This is a genomic window from Pseudomonas sp. NY5710 (assembly GCF_013305665.1).
Lineage (GTDB): Bacteria > Pseudomonadota > Gammaproteobacteria > Pseudomonadales > Pseudomonadaceae > Aquipseudomonas > Aquipseudomonas juntendi.
This window is the reverse complement of the sequence record NZ_CP045554.1, coordinates 4,178,604-4,196,552: the sequence shown is the minus strand read 5'-3', so window position 1 is coordinate 4,196,552 and position 17,949 is coordinate 4,178,604. Positions and strand designations below refer to the sequence as shown.

The 17,949-nt window shown below is 62.8% G+C and carries 15 protein-coding genes; 7 read left to right on the top strand and 8 right to left on the bottom strand.

Going from position 1 to position 17,949, the window contains the following annotated elements; genetic code table 11:
* Positions 1 to 169: 169 nt before the first annotated feature.
* The 6 genes from lepA to pdxJ all read left to right on the top strand — a co-directional run bounded on the left by lepA (position 170) and on the right by pdxJ (position 6,215).
* Positions 170 to 1,969 (top strand): translation elongation factor 4, encoded by a 1,800-nt coding sequence (lepA, locus tag GEV39_RS19345; protein ID WP_029886108.1) that lies wholly within the window; start codon positions 170 to 172, stop codon positions 1,967 to 1,969.
* A gap of 5 nt (positions 1,970 to 1,974) precedes the next feature.
* The gene (gene lepB / locus GEV39_RS19340) at positions 1,975 to 2,829 is read left to right on the top strand and encodes a signal peptidase I (RefSeq protein ID WP_009684762.1); all 855 of its coding nucleotides are present in this window, start codon (positions 1,975 to 1,977) and stop codon (positions 2,827 to 2,829) included.
* A gap of 163 nt (positions 2,830 to 2,992) precedes the next feature.
* Positions 2,993 to 3,682: a ribonuclease III gene (gene rnc, locus GEV39_RS19335; RefSeq protein WP_009684761.1), complete on the top strand. Its 690-nt coding sequence runs from the start codon at positions 2,993 to 2,995 to the stop codon at positions 3,680 to 3,682.
* Positions 3,675 to 4,577, top strand: coding sequence for a GTPase Era (era, locus tag GEV39_RS19330; RefSeq protein WP_003252061.1), 903 nt, complete (start codon positions 3,675 to 3,677; stop codon positions 4,575 to 4,577). Before rnc ends, era begins: the two co-directional genes overlap by 8 nt.
* 170 nt (positions 4,578 to 4,747) lie before the next feature.
* A complete protein-coding gene (gene recO / locus GEV39_RS19325; protein ID WP_173890877.1) occupies positions 4,748 to 5,431 on the top strand; it encodes a DNA repair protein RecO in 684 nt (227 codons plus the stop codon).
* 61 nt (positions 5,432 to 5,492) lie between these two features.
* Positions 5,493 to 6,215, top strand: coding sequence for a pyridoxine 5'-phosphate synthase (gene pdxJ, locus GEV39_RS19320; protein WP_232108691.1), 723 nt, complete (start codon positions 5,493 to 5,495; stop codon positions 6,213 to 6,215).
* Between the two features lie 155 nt (positions 6,216 to 6,370).
* Here the strand turns inward: pdxJ and GEV39_RS19315 are convergent, their stop codons facing one another.
* Positions 6,371 to 7,753, bottom strand: coding sequence for a heavy metal sensor histidine kinase (locus tag GEV39_RS19315; RefSeq protein ID WP_173890876.1), 1,383 nt, complete (start codon positions 7,751 to 7,753; stop codon positions 6,371 to 6,373).
* Positions 7,750 to 8,424 carry a heavy metal response regulator transcription factor gene (locus GEV39_RS19310; RefSeq protein WP_173890875.1) on the bottom strand — a complete coding sequence of 225 codons (675 nt, stop codon included), beginning with the start codon at positions 8,422 to 8,424 and terminating at the stop codon, positions 7,750 to 7,752. The genes GEV39_RS19315 and GEV39_RS19310 overlap by 4 nt, the downstream gene beginning before the upstream one ends.
* 261 nt (positions 8,425 to 8,685) lie before the next feature.
* Between GEV39_RS19310 and GEV39_RS19305 the strand changes: the two genes are divergently transcribed.
* Positions 8,686 to 8,889: a hypothetical protein gene (locus GEV39_RS19305; RefSeq protein WP_173890874.1), complete on the top strand. Its 204-nt coding sequence runs from the start codon at positions 8,686 to 8,688 to the stop codon at positions 8,887 to 8,889.
* 246 nt (positions 8,890 to 9,135) lie between these two features.
* Here the strand turns inward: GEV39_RS19305 and cmoB are convergent, their stop codons facing one another.
* The 6 genes from cmoB to GEV39_RS19275 form a co-directional block, all read right to left on the bottom strand.
* Positions 9,136 to 10,092: a tRNA 5-methoxyuridine(34)/uridine 5-oxyacetic acid(34) synthase CmoB gene (cmoB, locus tag GEV39_RS19300; RefSeq protein ID WP_173890873.1), complete on the bottom strand. Its 957-nt coding sequence runs from the start codon at positions 10,090 to 10,092 to the stop codon at positions 9,136 to 9,138.
* A complete protein-coding gene (gene cmoA, locus GEV39_RS19295; protein WP_173890872.1) occupies positions 10,089 to 10,832 on the bottom strand; it encodes a carboxy-S-adenosyl-L-methionine synthase CmoA in 744 nt (247 codons plus the stop codon). Before cmoA ends, cmoB begins: the two co-directional genes overlap by 4 nt.
* Positions 10,833 to 10,920: 88 nt before the next feature.
* Positions 10,921 to 11,313: a protease inhibitor I42 family protein gene (locus tag GEV39_RS19290; protein WP_173890871.1), complete on the bottom strand. Its 393-nt coding sequence runs from the start codon at positions 11,311 to 11,313 to the stop codon at positions 10,921 to 10,923.
* Positions 11,314 to 11,497: 184 nt separating this feature from the next.
* Positions 11,498 to 13,918, bottom strand: a complete 2,421-nt coding sequence (gene lon / locus GEV39_RS19285; protein WP_173890870.1) for an endopeptidase La — start codon at positions 13,916 to 13,918, stop codon at positions 11,498 to 11,500.
* A 148-nt stretch (positions 13,919 to 14,066) separates the two neighbouring features.
* Entirely contained in the window at positions 14,067 to 16,478 is a 2,412-nt protein-coding gene (locus tag GEV39_RS19280) for a glucose/quinate/shikimate family membrane-bound PQQ-dependent dehydrogenase (RefSeq protein WP_110679982.1), read from the bottom strand.
* Positions 16,479 to 16,506: 28 nt separating this feature from the next.
* Positions 16,507 to 17,841, bottom strand: a complete 1,335-nt coding sequence (locus tag GEV39_RS19275) for a carbohydrate porin (RefSeq protein ID WP_173890869.1) — start codon at positions 17,839 to 17,841, stop codon at positions 16,507 to 16,509.
* Positions 17,842 to 17,949 lie beyond the last annotated feature (108 nt).

Here is a 17,949-nt window from a genome sequence, read left to right as displayed (position 1 = left end):
GGCGAAAAGGGCAGCTTCGGCTGCCCTTTTTCATGAATATTCACAATTGATTGGCGGGTTGTTGTGTACAGTCGGACAGAGGAATCTCCCATCTGCGAACAGCTTAAGGTACAATGCCCGGCTATTTTTCGGCGGGCGTCCGGCTCGCAGCCTTTTCGAGTGTTGACCCGTGAGTGATTTGAGTCATATCCGCAATTTCTCCATCATCGCCCACATCGACCATGGCAAGTCGACGCTGGCCGACCGTTTCATCCAGATGTGCGGTGGCCTGACGGCTCGCGAAATGGAAGCCCAGGTACTGGACTCCATGGACCTGGAGCGCGAACGCGGTATTACCATCAAGGCCCACAGCGTCACGCTGCACTACAAGGCGCAGGACGGCAAGATCTACCAGCTGAACTTCATCGACACCCCCGGCCACGTCGACTTCACCTATGAAGTCTCGCGCTCGCTGGCAGCCTGTGAAGGCGCACTGCTGGTGGTCGATGCCGGTCAGGGTGTAGAGGCCCAGTCGGTAGCCAACTGCTACACCGCCATCGAGCAGGGCCTGGAGGTCATGCCGGTCCTCAACAAGATGGACCTGCCCCAGGCCGACCCGGACCGCGTCAAGGACGAAATCGAGAAAATCATCGGTATCGACGCCACTGACGCCGTGGCCTGCAGTGCCAAGAGCGGCATGGGCGTGGACGAGGTGCTCGAGCGCCTGGTGCACTCGATCCCGGCGCCCGTGGGCGAAATCGATGCGCCGCTGCAAGCGCTGATCATCGACTCCTGGTTCGACAACTACCTGGGCGTGGTCTCGCTGGTGCGCGTGCGCCAGGGGCGCGTCAAGAAGGGCGACAAGATCCTGGTCAAGTCCACCGGCAAGGTGCACCTGGTCGACAGCGTGGGGGTGTTCACCCCGAAACACACCCAGACCGCCGACCTGAAAGCCGGTGAAGTGGGCTTCATCATCGCCAGCATCAAGGACATTCACGGTGCTCCGGTAGGCGACACCCTGACCTTGTCCTCGACCCCCGAGGTCGAAGTGCTGCCAGGCTTCAAGAAAATTCAGCCGCAGGTCTACGCAGGCCTGTTCCCGGTCAGCTCCGACGACTTCGAAGACTTCCGCGATGCCCTGCAGAAGCTCACCCTGAACGATTCGTCGCTGCAGTACATGCCGGAAAGCTCCGATGCACTGGGCTTCGGTTTCCGTTGCGGCTTCCTCGGCATGCTGCACATGGAGATCATCCAGGAGCGCCTGGAGCGCGAGTACGACCTGGACCTGATCACCACCGCACCCAGCGTGATCTACGAGCTGGAGTTGAAAACCGGCGAAACTATTGTCGTCGACAACCCGTCCAAGCTCCCGGATGTTTCAGCCGTGGCCGACTTCCGCGAGCCGATCGTGACCGCGACCATTCTGGTGCCGCAGGAGCACCTGGGTAACGTGATCACCTTGTGCATCGAGAAGCGTGGCGTGCAGCGCGACATGCAGTTCCTCGGCAGCCAGGTGCAGGTGCGCTATGACATGCCGATGAACGAAGTGGTGCTGGACTTCTTCGACCGCCTCAAATCCACCAGCCGCGGCTATGCTTCGCTGGATTACCATTTTGATCGCTACCAGTCGGCCAACCTGGTCAAGCTGGACGTGCTGATCAACGGCGACAAGGTCGATGCCCTGGCATTGATTGTGCACCGCGACAACGCGGCCTACAAAGGCCGTGCGTTGACCGAGAAGATGAAGGAACTGATCCCTCGGCAGATGTTCGACGTGGCGATCCAGGCTGCCATTGGCGGCCAGATCATCGCCCGGACAACCGTCAAGGCGCTCAGAAAGAACGTACTGGCCAAGTGCTACGGTGGTGACGTCAGCCGTAAGAAGAAACTGCTGGAGAAGCAGAAGGCCGGTAAGAAACGCATGAAACAGGTGGGCAACGTGGAAATTCCACAGGAAGCCTTCCTCGCCGTGCTCAGGTTGGATAGCTAGGTCCTATGTCGCTAAATTTCCCGCTGTTGCTGGTCATTGCCGTATTCGTCTGCGGTTTGCTGGGCTTGATCGACTTGCTGTTCCTGGCCCCGCGCCGGCGTGCGGCAATTGCCAACTATCAGGGCAGCGTAAGCCAGCCTGAAATGGCGGTGGTCGAGCGCCTGAACAAGGAACCGTTGCTGGTCGAGTACGGCAAGTCGTTCTTCCCGGTGCTGTTCATCGTACTGGTACTGCGCTCGTTCCTGGTCGAGCCGTTCCAGATCCCTTCGGGGTCGATGAAACCCACTCTGGAAGTGGGCGATTTCATCCTGGTGAACAAGTTCTCCTATGGCATTCGCCTGCCGGTGATCGACAAGAAGGTCATCGAAGTGGGTGACCCGCAGCGTGGCGACGTCATGGTGTTCCGTTACCCGAGCGACCCGAACGTCAACTACATCAAGCGTGTGGTCGGCCTGCCAGGCGACGTGGTGCGTTACACCAACGACAAGCGCCTGTTCGTCAACGGGCAGCCGGTTGCCGAACAGCTGGTAGGTAGCGAGCCGGGCACCTTGGGCAGCGCCACGCTGTACAAGGAAAAGCTGGGCGAGACCGAACACCTGATCCGCAAGGAAATGAGCCGCTATCGCATGCCACCGGACCAGCAATGGACCGTGCCGGCAGGCCACTACTTCATGATGGGCGACAACCGCGACAACTCCAACGACAGCCGCTTCTGGGATGACCCGAACATTCCCAAGGAGCTGCACGGCATGGTTCCGGACCGGAACATCGTCGGCAAGGCCTTCGCGGTATGGATGAGCTGGCCGGAACCCAAGCTCAGCCACCTGCCCAACCTGTCGCGGGTCGGTTTGATCCATTGATACCCATCGGCGCTGTCCAGCAGACAGCGCCGAATGCATTTCTGACATAGGCTGTGTTCTCAGGGATCGGGAGATTCGCCGCACATCGCGCGGCGGGCCACAGCCAAACAGTCTTTCAGGATGTTGATTTGAACAACGCGTTAAATAACCAACGGGTGGCCGCATGAGTGCTTCCCTTGCCCGTCTGGAGCGAAAGCTCGGCTACACCTTCAAGAACCAGGACCAGATGCTCCTGGCGCTAACCCATCGCAGTTACGCCGGGCGCAACAACGAGCGCCTGGAGTTTCTGGGTGACGCCATTCTCAACTTCGTCGCCGGTGAAGCGCTGTTCGAGCGTTTTCCGCAGGCCCGCGAAGGCCAGCTGTCGCGCCTGCGGGCGCGGCTGGTCAAGGGCGAAACCCTGGCCCGCCTGGCACGTGGCTTTGATCTTGGTGAGTATCTGCGCCTGGGTTCCGGCGAGCTCAAGAGCGGTGGTTTTCGCCGCGAGTCGATCCTTGCCGATGCGCTGGAAGCACTGATTGGTGCCATTTACCTGGACGCCGACATGGAAACCGCCCGCGAGCGCGTGCTGGCCTGGCTGGCCAATGAGTTCGAGGGCCTGACCCTGGTCGACACCAACAAGGACCCGAAAACCCGCCTGCAAGAGTTCCTGCAGTCGCGCAGCTGCGAGCTGCCGCGCTACGAAGTGGTGGATATTCAGGGCGAGCCGCACTGCCGCACCTTTTTCGTCGAATGCGAAGTGGTGCTGCTGAACAACAAGAGCCGTGGCCAAGGCGTTAGCCGGCGTATCGCCGAGCAAGTTGCCGCTGCGTCTGCACTGATCGCCCTGGGCGTGGAGAATGGCAATGACTGATAGCAACCCGACCCGCTGCGGCTATGTAGCCATTGTCGGCCGCCCGAACGTGGGCAAGTCGACCCTGCTCAACCACATCCTCGGCCAGAAGCTGGCGATTACCTCGCGCAAGCCGCAGACCACCCGCCACAACATGCTCGGCATCAAGACCGAAGGTGATGTGCAGGCGATCTACGTCGATACCCCTGGTATGCACAAGGCCAACGACAAGGCCCTGAACCGCTACATGAACCGCAATGCTTCGGCGGCCCTGAAAGACGTCGATGTGGTGATCTTCGTGGTCGACCGTACCAAGTGGACCGACGAGGACCAACTGGTGCTGGAGCGCGTGCAGTACGTGACCGGGCCGCTGATCATCGCGGTCAACAAGACCGACCGCATGGAAGAGAAGGCCGAGCTGATCCCGCACCTGCAATGGCTGCAGGAGCAGTTGCCGAACGCCGAGGTGATGCCGATTTCTGCGCAGCAGGGCCATAACCTTGAGGCGCTGGAAGCGCAGATCGCCAAGCACCTGCCGGAAAATGACCACTTCTTCCCGGAAGACCAGATCACCGACCGCAGCAGCCGTTTCCTGGCGGCCGAACTGGTGCGCGAGAAGATCATGCGCCAGCTGGGGGCCGAGCTGCCTTACCAGATCACCGTGGAGATCGAGGAATTCAAGCAGCAAGGGCACGTGCTGCACATCCACGCGCTGATCCTGGTGGAGCGCGATGGCCAGAAAAAGATCATCATTGGCGACAAGGGCGAGCGCATCAAGCGCATCGGCTCCGAAGCGCGCAAAGACATGGAAGTGCTGTTTGACTCCAAGGTCATGCTCAACCTGTGGGTCAAGGTGAAAGGTGGCTGGTCCGACGATGAGCGCGCGTTGCGTTCGCTGGGTTACGGCGACCTGTAAGCAATACTGTTGGGGCCGCGGCGCGGCCCATCGCCGGCAAGCCAGCTGCCACAGGTACTGCACAAGCCCTGGGGGCGATGCGGTCGGTGTGGGAGCTGGCTTGCCGGCGATGGGCTGGACAGCCGCCCCACTATGCGGTTTTCCTGGCGACAGGGAACGAGTAATCTCCCATGGAACAACCTGTCGGCCAGCCAGCCTATGTGCTGCACAGCCGCGCCTACAAGGAAACCAGTGCGCTGGTGGACTTTTTTACCCCGCAGGGCCGCATGCGCGCGGTACTGCGCCGTGCGCGCGGCAAGGGTGGCAGCTTGGTACGGCCGTTCGTGCCGCTGGAGCTCGAACTGCGCGGGCGTGGCGAGCTGAAGAATGTCGGGCGCATGGACAGCGCCGGCATCGCCGCCTGGTTGCATGGCGATGCACTGTTCAGCGGGCTGTACCTCAACGAGTTGCTGATGCGCCTGCTGCCTGCCGAGGCGCCATCCGTGGCACTTTTCGAGCACTACACACTCACCCTGCAGGCCTTGGCCGAGGGGCGCCCGCTGGAGCCGCTGCTGCGTTCGTTCGAATGGCGGCTGCTCGATGAGCTTGGTTACGCGTTTTCCCTGAGCCAGGACGTCAACGGCCACCCCATTGCCGCCGATGGCCTGTATCGCTTGCGCGTGGACGCAGGCCTGGAGCGGGTCGAGCTGGTGCAACCCGGCTTGTTCCGCGGCACCGAGCTGCTGGCCTTGGCGCAAGCCGACTGGAGCGCGGACGGTGCCTTGCTCGCCGCCAAGCGCCTGATGCGCCAGGCCCTGGCCGTTCACTTGGGCGGCAAGCCACTGGTCAGCCGGGAACTGTTTCGCAAGCGCTGATCACGACGTATGCTGTGGGCCTCAATCTTCAGGAGAGCCTTTCGTGACTCACAGCAACCGCATGCTTCTTGGCGTCAACATCGACCACGTGGCAACCCTGCGCCAGGCCCGCGGCACGCGTTACCCTGACCCGGTCAAGGCTGCCCTGGATGCCGAGGAAGCAGGCGCCGACGGCATTACCGTGCACCTGCGCGAAGATCGCCGGCACATTCAGGAGCGCGACGTGGTGCTGCTCAAGGACGTGCTGCAGACGCGCATGAACTTCGAAATGGGCGTCACCGAAGAGATGATGGCCTTTGCCGAGAAAATCCGTCCGGCGCACATCTGCCTGGTGCCTGAAACCCGTCAGGAGCTGACCACCGAAGGTGGCCTGGACGTGGCGGGGCAGGAGGCACGGATCAAGGCGGCGGTCGAACGCCTGGCACGCACTGGCGCCGAAGTGTCGCTGTTCATCGATGCTGACGAGCGGCAGATCGAGGCCTCACGCCGGGTCGGCGCCCCCGCCATCGAGCTGCACACCGGGCGCTATGCCGATGCGCAAACCCCAGGCGAGGTGGCCGATGAGCTGCGGCGCATTGTCGACGGTGTGGCGTTTGGCGTGGGTCAGGGGCTGATCGTCAATGCCGGCCATGGCCTGCATTACCACAACGTCGAGGCCGTGGCGGCGATCAAGGGTATCAATGAGCTGAACATTGGCCACGCATTGGTGGCGCATGCCCTGTTCGTGGGCTTCAAGGCTGCAGTGGCCGAGATGAAAGCCTTGATCGTAGCGGCTTCGCGCTGATCTGTCAGTTGCCTGTACCGGCCCTTTCGCGGGTAAACCCGCTCCTACAGGGGGTTGTGGTACCGGCCTATTCGCGGGTGAACCCGCTCCTACAGGGGTTTTGGTACCTGTGTAGGAGCGGGTTTACCCGCGAAAGGGCCGGTACAGGCGGCCGATTACTCGGCAGGAAACACCAGGGTAAAGCGGGTCGGCCCGGAGGGGCTGCTGCTCACCTCAACCCGCCCCCCGTGCAGCTGCATGATCGATTTGACGATCGCCAGCCCCAAGCCGGTCCCGCCCTCCAATCGCGAGCGCCCCGAACCCACCCGGTAAAAGCGCTCGAACAGCTGTGGCTGCTCAGCCGCAGCGATGCCTGGGCCACGGTTCTGCACAGATAGCCGTATTTCGTTGCCTGTACGCTGGATATGCAAGTCGACCGGTTCACCCTCAGGGCTGTGCCGTATGGCATTGCTCAACAGGTTCGACAGTGCCCGTTGGACCATCAACCGGTCGCCCAGCGCCGTGCCCCAGCCCTGCACCCGCAGCGCTACGCCTTTGGCCTCGGCACTGAAGGCGAACAGCTCGACTACCCGGGCAGTCTCGTCGGCCAAAGCCACGGGCTTGAGCGCCACCTGGGTCTGCGGTTGGCTGACCTGGGCGAGAAACAGCATGTCATTGATGATGCGGTTGAGCCGGGTCAGCTCCTCGATACTGTCTTCCAGCACCTCCCGGTAGTTGGCGTTTTCCCGTTCGCGGGCCAGGGTCACCTGGGCCTTGCCCATCAGGTTGCTCAAGGGGCTACGCAGTTCGTGCGCCAAGTCGTCGGAGAACTGCGCGAGCTGGCTGACACCCTGGTCAAGGCGGTCGAGCATCACGTTGATGCTGCGCGCGAGTTCAGCCAGCTCCAGTGGCAGGCCGCTGGCGGGCAGGCGATGCTGCAGGTCCTGGGCCGAAACCTGGCCAGCGATGCGCCGGAAATGGCGCAGGGGCTTCAGGCCGCGCTGCATCAGCCACCAGGCACCCGCGCCAATCAGCAGCAGCAGCAGCGGCAGCGCCAGTAGGGTTGAGTGCAGGTACGCCTGCAACAAGGCGTAATCGTCGGCGCGGTTGAGCGACATCAGCACCTTGACCGGGGTATTGTCACGCAGGCGCATCAACCGGCTGACGGTCAGAATCTGGTTGCCGCTGCTGTCGCGCCAGGCGTGAAAGGCCAGGCGTTCGTCGGTGGGCAGCTCAGCGACGCGCGAGTCCAGTGCCGGCCCCAGGCTGAGCAGGTGCGGGTGGCGGCTTTCCAGCGCCAGCACGCTGAGGCTGAGGTTGTCGTGCCCCATCACCAGGTCGAGCAGGGGGTGGGCCCTGGTGCCCAAGTCCTCGCTGCGCAGATCGACGCGCAGGTTGTGCTCGACCTGCAGCATCTTGCGCGCCAGGTCCTTGCGTGCGCGGCTGTCCAGCTCGTGATCCAGGGCGAACACGGCCAGGCATGCCAGCAACAGCACCAGCGCAGCGCCCATCAGCGTGACGCTCAGGCCCAGGCGCAAAGAGAGGCTGGTAGTCTTCAAAAACGCGCCTCCAGCACGTAACCGACACCGCGCAGGGTATGGATCAGTTTGGTGTCGAACGGATCGTCGATCTTGGCGCGCAGGCGCCGGATCGAGACCTCCACCACATTGGTGTCGCAATCGAAATTCATGTCCCACACCAGTGAGATGATCTGCGTGCGCGACAGCACTTCACCGGTTTGGCGCATCAGCAGGTGGAGCAGGGCGAACTCCTTGGCGGTAAGGTCGATGCGTTGCCCGGCGCGATAGGCGCGGTGCCGGCCCGGATCCAGTTCAAGGTCGGCGACCCGCAGGGTACTGGGTTGCAGTTGCTGGTCGTTGCGGCGCAGCAGGCTGCGAATGCGCGCCAGCAGTTCAGGGAATTCAAAGGGTTTGAGCAGGTAGTCATCGGCACCCAGGTCCAGGCCCTTTACCCGGTCGGCCAGGCGGCCATGGGCGGTCAGCATCATGATGCGCGTGGCCGACTCAGCACGCAGGTGCTGCAGCACGGTCCAGCCATCGAGCTCGGGCAGGTTGACGTCGAGGATGACCAGGTCGTACGGGTGCTGGCGTGCCAGGTGCAGGCCGTCGGTGCCGGTACGGGCGCAGTCGACCACATAGCTGTTTTCGCGCAGCCCTTGCTGCAGGTAATCGGCGGTACGCGGCTCGTCCTCGATGATCAGTAGGCGCATGGGTTGGCTCGGGGTGGTGAAAATGGGGCGATTCTCGACCCTGTAGTGACATCAGGGTCAAGGCGCAGGATGTTACGGCATGCGTTAGCGGCCGAGGCGTAGATAACGGATTTGTAATGCGGGTGTTATCTGGCTGTCTGTTGCGGCGCCGGCATTGCGATTGCGCCGGCACATTGCAGGACTGTAATCCGCGCCTCACCTTGCTGTTAGCCAGCCTTTGCGACCATGGCCTGACTGATCGGCTACCACGAGGCAACCCCGATGAACCTGACCAAATACCTGCTGTTGGCCACCCTTGCCCTGGGCAGCGCCAGTGTCTACGCCGAGGGCGGTGCGGAGCGCTCCAGGCAGTTCTGGCAAGCCTTCCGCGAAGACCAGCAGCGCCTGCACGGCGACAAGCATCAGGGCGTTGCAGAGCGCGAGCGCAAAGCGCAAGAGAGAGCCCGTGAGGTGGCCAAGGATTGAGTCGCAGCAGCGGCGCCGGCACTGCTCCCCGGCGTCGCTGTCTTCAGGCGCCCGCATGGGTAATGCCTGTCAGTTAAGCGTTAATGGGGCTGCTTTGCCGCCCTTCGCGGGCACGCCCGCTGCCACACGTTTGGCGCTGAATTCAATAAATGCGCGATCCCCTGTGGGAGCGGGCGTGCCCGCGAAGGGTCGCAAAGCGGCCCCAAATTACTTAACTGACTGGCATTACCCCCATGGACGCTTTTTTTATTTGCGCGCCAGCAGGGTGGCCCGGCGAGGTGCGGGCAGGCCTTCGATGGTCTTGCTGTGGTCGTTCGGGTCGAGGAAGTCAGCCAAGGACTGGTAACGCATCCAGTCGGTGCTGCGCTGCTCTTCAGTGCTGGTCACACTCACGTCGACGCAGCGTACGTCGCTGAAGCCGGCACGGCGCAACCAGCGCGCCAACGCCGGTACCGACGGCAGGTACCAGACATTGCGCATCTGTGCGTAGCGGTCTTCGGGCACCAGCACCTGGTTTTCATCACCCTCGACCACCAGGGTTTCCAGTACCAGCTCCCCCCCTTTGACCAGGCAGTCCTTCAGCGCCAGCAGGTGCTCGATGGGCGAGCGGCGGTGGTAGAACACGCCCATGGAAAATACCGTATCGAACCCTTCCAGGTTGGCCGGCAGGTCTTCGAGTGCGAATGGCAGGTGCCAGGCGGGCAGTTCCGGCAGGTATTGCTGCACCGCCTGGAACTGGCAGAAAAACAGCCAGTTGGGGTCGACGCCAATCACCATGTCGGCGCCTGCACCGAGCATGCGCCACTGGTAGTAGCCGTTGCCACAACCGACATCGAGCACACGTTTGCCCTGGAGATCCAGGTGCGGGGCAACGCGAGACCACTTCCAGTCGGAACGCCATTCGGTGTCGACGTGCACGCCAAACAGGTCGAACGGGCCTTTGCGCCAAGGTGACAGGCCCATCAAGGCCTGGCGCATCTGTGCACGGGTGGCCGCGTCGCAGTCGCAGTCCAGGCGCAGGCCGTTGACCAGGTCGACTTCACTCGGTTGCACGGCGGGCAAGGCTTCCAGCGCACCGCGCCAGCGGGCCAGGTCACCGTGGCCCTTTTCCAGCTTGGCTTGCAGTTGCGCTTGCAGGCCTTGCGACCAGGAAGCCAGGGGGGTGCCCGCCAGGCGGCGGACCAGGGGAGACAGATCGATCATGGCAGGGCTATCAACGAGGCGAAGTTAAGGCATTGGAACCACGGCACCACTTTCGAGAAGCCGGCGGCAAGCAGGCGCTCCTGGTGGGTTTCGAGGGTATCGGGGCGCATCACATTTTCAATGGCGCTGCGTTTCTGGGCGATTTCGAGTTCGCTGTAACCGTTGGCCCGCTTGAAGTCCAGGTGCAGCTCATTGAGCAGGTCCTGGGCTTGCTGGTCGGCGAAGCGCAGCTTTTCCGACAGGACCAAGGCACCGCCGGGCAGCAGTGCCTGGCGGATGCGGGCAAGCAGTGCCCCCCGTTGATCGGGGGCGATGAATTGCAGGGTGAAGTTCATCGCCACCACCGAGGCGGGCTCGAAGGGGAGGGCGAGGATATCGGCTTCCAGCACCTGTACCGGCAACAGCTCCTGGAACATTGAGTCCTGGGCGGTGAGGTACTGGCGGCAGCGCTCGACCATGGCGGCGGAGTTGTCGACCGCGATCACCCGGCAGCCATCGCTGCGCACATGTCGGCGCAGCGACTGGGTGACCGCACCCAGCGATGCGCCCAGGTCATACAGGGCGGTATGCGGCTGGGCAAAGCGTGCGGCCAGCACACCGAGGTTTTCCACGATGGTTGGATACCCCGGCACCGAGCGCTTGATCATGTCTGGGAATACGCGCACTACGTCCTCGTTGAAGACGAAGTCGGGCACTTGCTCCAGGGGTTGGGCAAAAAGGCGGTCGGGTTGTTTGCTCACGGTGGATCCAGGCTGCGGGTGGTAGGCAAGGGCGGCATTCTAGCCAAACCGCGGCCTGGATGCATGACTGGCTGACCGGCGCTGCAGCTCAATTGACCCGAAGGGCGCAATCGAAGGTTTGCACGGGCGCGACGTCAGTGGCCCAAGGTTGCTGATAGACCAGCACCAGCTTGCCTTCGCCCCGGGCGTGAGCCTGGTAGCGCCAGGTGGACAAGCCCGAGCTGCCGACCATGCCTGAGTCGTCTGGCGCGCTGTAGACCTCGGGGCCAAGGCTGTGCAGTACATCGGCTGCCGGGTCCTGCACACGCCAACGGTAGCCGGTCGAGGGGTTGCTGGGCAGGCTCAGCGTGAGGTTCTGGCCAACCTGCAGGCGGATGGGGCACTCGCTTTCGGCGTCCAGTTCGACGGGTTGAGTGGGTTGCTGGGCGCAGGCGCCCAGTAGGGCGAAGCTCAGGGGAACGAGCAGACGAGGGGCGGTCATGTTGGCTCCGGAGGCTGGCGATGGCCTGAGGATAACCGATGATCAAGGAAATTTGTGGGGCTTGTGCCTGATGCCGGTCAGTCAAGCGGTTGGGGCCGCTTTGCGGCCCATCGCCGGCAAGCCGGGCTCCCACAGGCTGGGCGCTGGCTTGCCGTCGATGGGCTGCAAAGCAGCCCAGGGCCTGTCAGAACAGTACTTTCGCCACGTCGGCAAAGCGTTTGGCAAAATGCACCGTCAAACCTTCGCGCAGGTAGTCCGGCAGTTCCTCGAAGTCGCCGCGGTTAGGCTCTGGCAAGATCAATTCGAAGATCTTCTGCCGCCGTGCCGCGATCACTTTCTCGCGTACCCCGCCAATGGGCAGCACCTGGCCGGTGAGGGTGAGTTCGCCGGTCATGGCTACCCCTTTCTTCGGTGCTTGGTCGCGGGCCAGCGACAGCAGGGCACTGGCCATGGTGATGCCAGCGCTCGGCCCGTCCTTGGGGGTGGCCCCTTCAGGCACATGCAGGTGAATGAAGGCTTCGTTGAAGAAACCGGGGTCACCCCCAAACTGCTTGAGATTGGAGCTGACGTAGCTGTAGGCGATTTCGGCCGATTCCTTCATCACATCGCCCAACTTGCCAGTCAGCTTGAAGCCGCGGTTGAGGGTATGGATGCGGGTTGCCTCGATCGGCAAGGTCGCGCCGCCCATGCTGGTCCAGGCCAGGCCAGTGATCACACCTTTGCCCGCCAGCACTTGCTCGCTGCGGAACACCGGCATGCCGAGTGCGGCTTCTAGGTCCTTGGTGCCGATTTTCAGCTTGGCGTCCGGGTTTTCCAGCAGCTTGACCACCGCCTTGCGCACCAGCTTGCCCAATTGTTTTTCCAGCTGGCGCACCCCGGCCTCTCGGGCGTAGCCCTCGATCACCGTGCGCAGCGCGCTGTCGCTGATGCTCAGGCTGGCCTTGGCCACCCCGGCCTTTTGCAACTGCTTGGGCCACAGGTGGCGCTTGGCGATGGCCAATTTTTCTTCGGTAATGTAGCCGGACAGGCGGATCACTTCCATGCGGTCCAGCAACGGGCCGGGGATCGAGTCCAGGGTGTTGGCGGTGCACACGAAGAGCACTTTCGACAGGTCCAGGCGCAGGTCCAGGTAGTGGTCGAGGAAGTCGACGTTCTGTTCCGGGTCGAGGGTTTCCAGCAGCGCCGAGGCCGGGTCGCCCTGGTAGCTCTGGCCCATTTTGTCGATCTCGTCGAGCATGATGACCGGGTTCATCACTTCGACATCTTTCAACGCCTGCACCAGCTTGCCGGGTTGCGCGCCGATGTAGGTGCGGCGGTGGCCCTTGATCTCGGCTTCGTCACGCATGCCGCCGACGCTGAAACGGTAGAAAGGCCGGCCGAGCGACTCGGCAATCGACTTGCCGATACTGGTCTTGCCCACGCCGGGCGGGCCTACCAGCAGCACGATCGAGCCACTGATCTCGCCCTTCCAGGCGCCAACGGCGAGGAACTCGAGAATGCGTTCCTTGATGTCGTCGAGGCCAGCATGGTGCTGGTCGAGTACCTTGCGCGCATGCTTGAGGTCGAGCTTGTCCTTGCCATGGATGCCCCACGGCAGAGCAGTGGCCCAGTCCAGGTAGTTGCGGGTGACGGCGTATTCGGGCGAACCGGTTTCCAGAATGGCCAGTTTGCCCATTTCTTCATCGATGCGTTTGCGCGCCTGCTCGGGCAGGGTCTTGCCTTCCAGGCGCTGCTCGAACTGCTCCAGGTCAGCACTGCGGTCGTCCTTGGTCAGGCCCAGCTCCTGCTGAATGACCTTGAGCTGTTCCTTGAGGAAGAACTCGCGCTGATGCTCGCCAATCTGGCGGTTCACCTCGGCCGAAATCTCGTTTTGCAGGCGGGCGACTTCCACCTCCTTGCGCAACATGGGTAGCACTTTTTCCATGCGCTTGAGCATGGGCACGCAGTCCAGCACTTCCTGCAACTGGCCGCCGGTAGCCGAGGTCAGCGCGGCGGCGAAGTCGGTGAGCGGCGACGGGTCGTTAGGGCTGAAGCGGTTCAGGTAGTTTTTCAGCTCCTCGCTGTAAAGCGGGTTGAGCGGCAGCAGTTCCTTGATCGCGTTGATCAGGGCCATGCCATAGGCCTTGACCTCGTCGGTCGGCTCGGCGGGCTGACGCGGGTATTCCACTTCGACCAGATAGGGCGGGCGGTGATGCTTGAGCCAGGTACGGATACGCACCCGGGTCAGGCCTTGGGCCACGAACTGCAGCTTGCCGTTTTCACGGCTGGCATGGTGCACCTTGACCAGCGTGCCGTACTGCGGCAATGCCGAGGTATCGAAGTGCCGGTGGTCTTCTGCCGGTGTATCCATGAAGAACAGGGCGAGGCAGTGGTCAGGGGACTTGGCGACCAGATCAAGGGTTTCCGCCCAGGGCTCTTCGTTGACGATTACAGGCAGTACCTGGGCCGGGAAGAACGGGCGGTTGTGGATCGGGATCACATAGACCTTGTCCGGCAGCTGTTGGCCGGGCAGGGCGAGGGCGTGGCCGGCTTGGGCCTGGGGGGTGGTGTGTTCGACTTCGCTGTGTTCGTCGGGGTGTTCGGGGAAATCCTGCTGGTCGCTCATGGGGCACCTGCGTGAATGACTATGGTGCTTAGATGGGGCGCAGGGGATTGGGTTTCAAGTTTCAAGTTTCAAGCTGCAAGCTGCAAGAAAAAAGCGGGACCGCATTGGCCCCGCTTTTACTTGCGGCTTGTAGCTTGTGACTTGCAGCTTACTCAGCCAATTTGTAAGCGATGATGTAATCGCCCATCCGCGTGCCCAGCGAGCCATGCCCGCCCGCGGTCACCAGCACATATTGCTTGCCGTCCTTGCCGGTGTAGGTCATCGGGGTGGCTTGGCCACCCGCTGGCAGGCGGGCTTTCCACAGTTCCTTGCCGTTGTTCACGTCGTAGGCGCGCAGGTACTGGTCGAGGGTCCCGCTGAGGAAACCGACGCCGCCTGCGGTCACGATCGAGCCGCCCATGCTGGGCACGCCAACCGGCAGGCCGATCGGCACTGGTGTGCTGTCACGGGTGGTGCCGTTCTTGTGCTTCCACACGACTTTGTTGGTGAACAGGTCGATGGCGGCGACGTAGCCCCAGGCCGGGGCCTGGCACGGCACGCCCAAGGGCGACATGAACGGGTGCATGGTCACGGCATACGGGGCACCGGTGTTCGGCTGCACGCCGCTTGTTTCGCTTTCGCGCTTGCTGCCCTCGGCAACCTGTTCACGCGGCACCATCTTCGACACGAATGCCATGTAGTTGGGCGAGGTGAACAGCAACTGGCGCACCGGGTCGACCGATACGCTGCCCCAGTTGAACACGCCTACGTTGCCTGGGTAGACCAGCGAGCCCTGCTCGGATGGTGGGGTGTACTGGCCCTCGTAGCGCAGTTCGCGGAACTGGATGCGGCACAGCATCTGGTCGAACGGGGTGGCGCCCCACATGGCTTGTTCGGTCAGTTCCGGGCCCAGCAGGTTAAGGTCGGAACGGGCCTGGGTCGGCGAAGTGTGGTCGCCTTTCACCGCACCTTGCGGGGTGGGGATTTCACGGATCGGCACGATTGGCGTACCGTCGCGGCGGTCGAGCACATACAGGCTCCCCTGCTTGGTCGGCACGATGATCGCCGGTTTTACGCCATCGTCGGTCTTCAGGTGCACCAGGGTCGGCTGGCTGCCGACGTCCATGTCCCACAGGTCGTGGTGGGTGAACTGGTAGTTCCAGCGTGCCTTGCCGGTCGCAAGGTCCAGGGCCACCACACCTGCGCTGTACTTCTCGGCGCCCGGCGTGCGGTCAGCGCCCCACTGGTCTGGGGTCTGGTTACCCAGCGGCAGGTAGATCATGCCGAGGTCTTCGTCGACACTGGCGATCGACCACATGTTGGCCGAGTTGCGGCTGTACATCTTGCCGGGGGCCAACGGCTTGGTGTCTTCCGGGTTGTTGCTGTCCCAGTTCCACACCAAGTGGCCGTCGTGCACGTCGTAGGCGCGGATGACGCCAGACGGCTCGTTGGTCGACTCGTTGTCGGTGACATGGCCACCGATGATCACCAGGTCGCGGGTAATGGCCGCGGGCGAGGTGGAGTAATAACCGCCGGCGGTGAATGGGCCGATGCCGGTTGTCAGGTCGATCACACCCTGGTTGGCGAAGCCTTCGCAGACTTTGCCATTGTCGGCGTTGATGGCGATCAGGCGCGCATCTGCGGTGGGCAGATACAGGCGGCGCGGGCATGCCTGCGCCACGGCCTGGCCGGCGTCGCTGATTTTCGGGGCCGGGCTGCCGTCGCGGCTGACGTAGCGGTTCTCGTCATAATACGAAACCCCGCGGCAGGTCATGTGGGCAAAGCCTTTGAAGGTGCCGGTGGGGCTCTTCACCTGCGGGTCATAGCGCCAGATTTCCGCGCCGGTGTCTGGGTCGAGTGCCAGCAGGCGGCTATGCGCGGTGCAGGCATACAGCATGCCGTTGACTTTCAACGGGGTGTTCTGGTTGGTCAGCTCGACCGGGTCGTTCTCGGTCGGCAGGTCACCGGTGCGGATGCGCCAGGCTTCTTCCAGGCGGTAGGCGTTCTGCGGGGTGATCTGGCGCAGTGGCGAATAGCGGTCGCCATGCTCGGTGCGGCCATAAGCCTGCCATTCGCCGTCCGGCATGCTCGGCGCGGCGCTGGCCATCTCGCTGCTGTCGCGGCCCAGTTCGCCAAACACCTCACCCGGGTGGGTGAACTGGCTGCCCAAAGCGCAGGCGCCTGCAGCCACCACGGCCACGCTGAGCACCGCCGTGTTGGCCGTGCTGGCCGGGCCGATCAGCGGCCTGCGTGCCCACGGTAGCAGCAGGACCACGCCGATGGCGAACCAGATGGCCAGGCGTGGCACCAGTTGCCACCAGTCCAGGCCGACTTCGAGCAAGGCCCATACCGTGCTGCCTAGCAGCACCAGGCCGTACAGGCCCAAGGCAATGCGCCGTTGGGCCAGCAGCAGGATGCCAGACAAGGCAAAGCCGATACCGGCTACAAGGTAGTACAGCGAGCCGCCCAGCTGGCTCAACTTGATGCCGCCGGCCAGCAGGGCCAGGCCCATCAGCAACAGCAGCGCGCCGATCAGGCGCGGTAGCCAGCGGCTTCCAGTGTTGGCACCTTCAGTGCTCATTTCAGGTTCTCCGTCACGTCAAAAAAATTCAGAAACTGCTTTGGATCTTCAGGCCACCGACCAGGGCGCCATCGACTTGCGACACGCCGCCGGGGTGGCGGATGTACTGCAGGTTCGGGCGGACCGTGAGCCAGTTGGCCACATGAATGCCGTAGTACAGCTCGGCGCTGTATTCGGTGTCTTGCACAGGCAGGAAGCCGGGGTTGTCGTAATCGTCAAGGCCGGCTGCCTGGTTGGCCAGGCGGGCGTTCTTGCGGTAGCCAGGGTTGACGTGCACGCGGGCAAGGGCGAAGCCGATGTCGTCCTTGGCGCGGGCATCGAAAGGCCCTTTGAATACCAGTCCTGCCTGAACATAGTTGTCGATGACATTGGTCTTCTTGTCGTGCATCGTCGCGTTGGCGAACAGGCTCAGGCCACGCGACTGGTCGGAGGCCAGTGCAGTCACCTGCTGCTGGGCGCCGAGCCACACGCCATGCTTGCTCGAGCTGCTGCGGTAGGCGCCGCCGCTCAGGGCTGCCGGCTGGCCGTTGCTATCTTTGAGAACATCGTTTGCCTTGGCATTACTGTAGTAGTAACCGGCGCGATATTCCCCTTTCAGGCCTTTGACGCGCGGGCTCCATACCAGTTCGACTGGCATGACCGCCCCTTGGGTGCCACTGCCACTGAGCTTGAAGCCGTTACCTGACTCGAGGTTGGATGGGTTCTGTTCGAATACGCCAACCTGCGCGTACAGCGTGGGGCTGAGGTTGTAGCGCACGCGCAGGGCCCATTGGCTGACCGGCCAGTTGTACCAGATGCCACCCACCCAGTTGCCCACCTGCGAGCCGCAGAAGGCCAGGTTCTGGAAGTCACAGGGGAAACTGTTGAAGTCCTCGCCTTCGCCGAAGCGGCCGAATTTCACGTCCAGTGCGCCGTCGAAGTACTTCTGCTTGATCCACATTTGCGTCAACCGCCAGGTTTCACCGCGGCCCCACACTTCCTGGGCCGAGGTAAAGCCACCCACGCGTGGGTCGTTGATGCGGTCGTTGCTGATGTTGTCGCCGTGGCGTTCGGTAATGGTCAGCTGCACTTCGGTGTCGTGCCAGCCAAGAATCTTGTCCAGGTCCAGGTGGCTGCCAAAGGTGAACTGGTCGCTGTAGCGCGCGCTGCGATCATGGTCGTAGCCACCGTGCAGGTTGCTGCCCATCTCGCCGGTGTAGCCGAGGGTGAAGTCGTAGCCTTGTTCAAGCAACCGGGTGCGGAAGCCGCCCCAGTCGCCGAGCATCCACGGGGAGTCGTTGGCGAACATTTCGCTGGCGCAGGTGGGGGTTGCCAAAGCAGCGAGGGCAACACCGATGTAACAGGTTTTGGGCAGTTGGAGCATGAGATAGCGCTATCTTCTGATTATTGAAAAAACGACAAGCGCATCGAAAGGCGAGCCTTTCAATGGATGGGACAACGGGGGAGTTCAGTGAAGCGTTTCAGCTTGCGG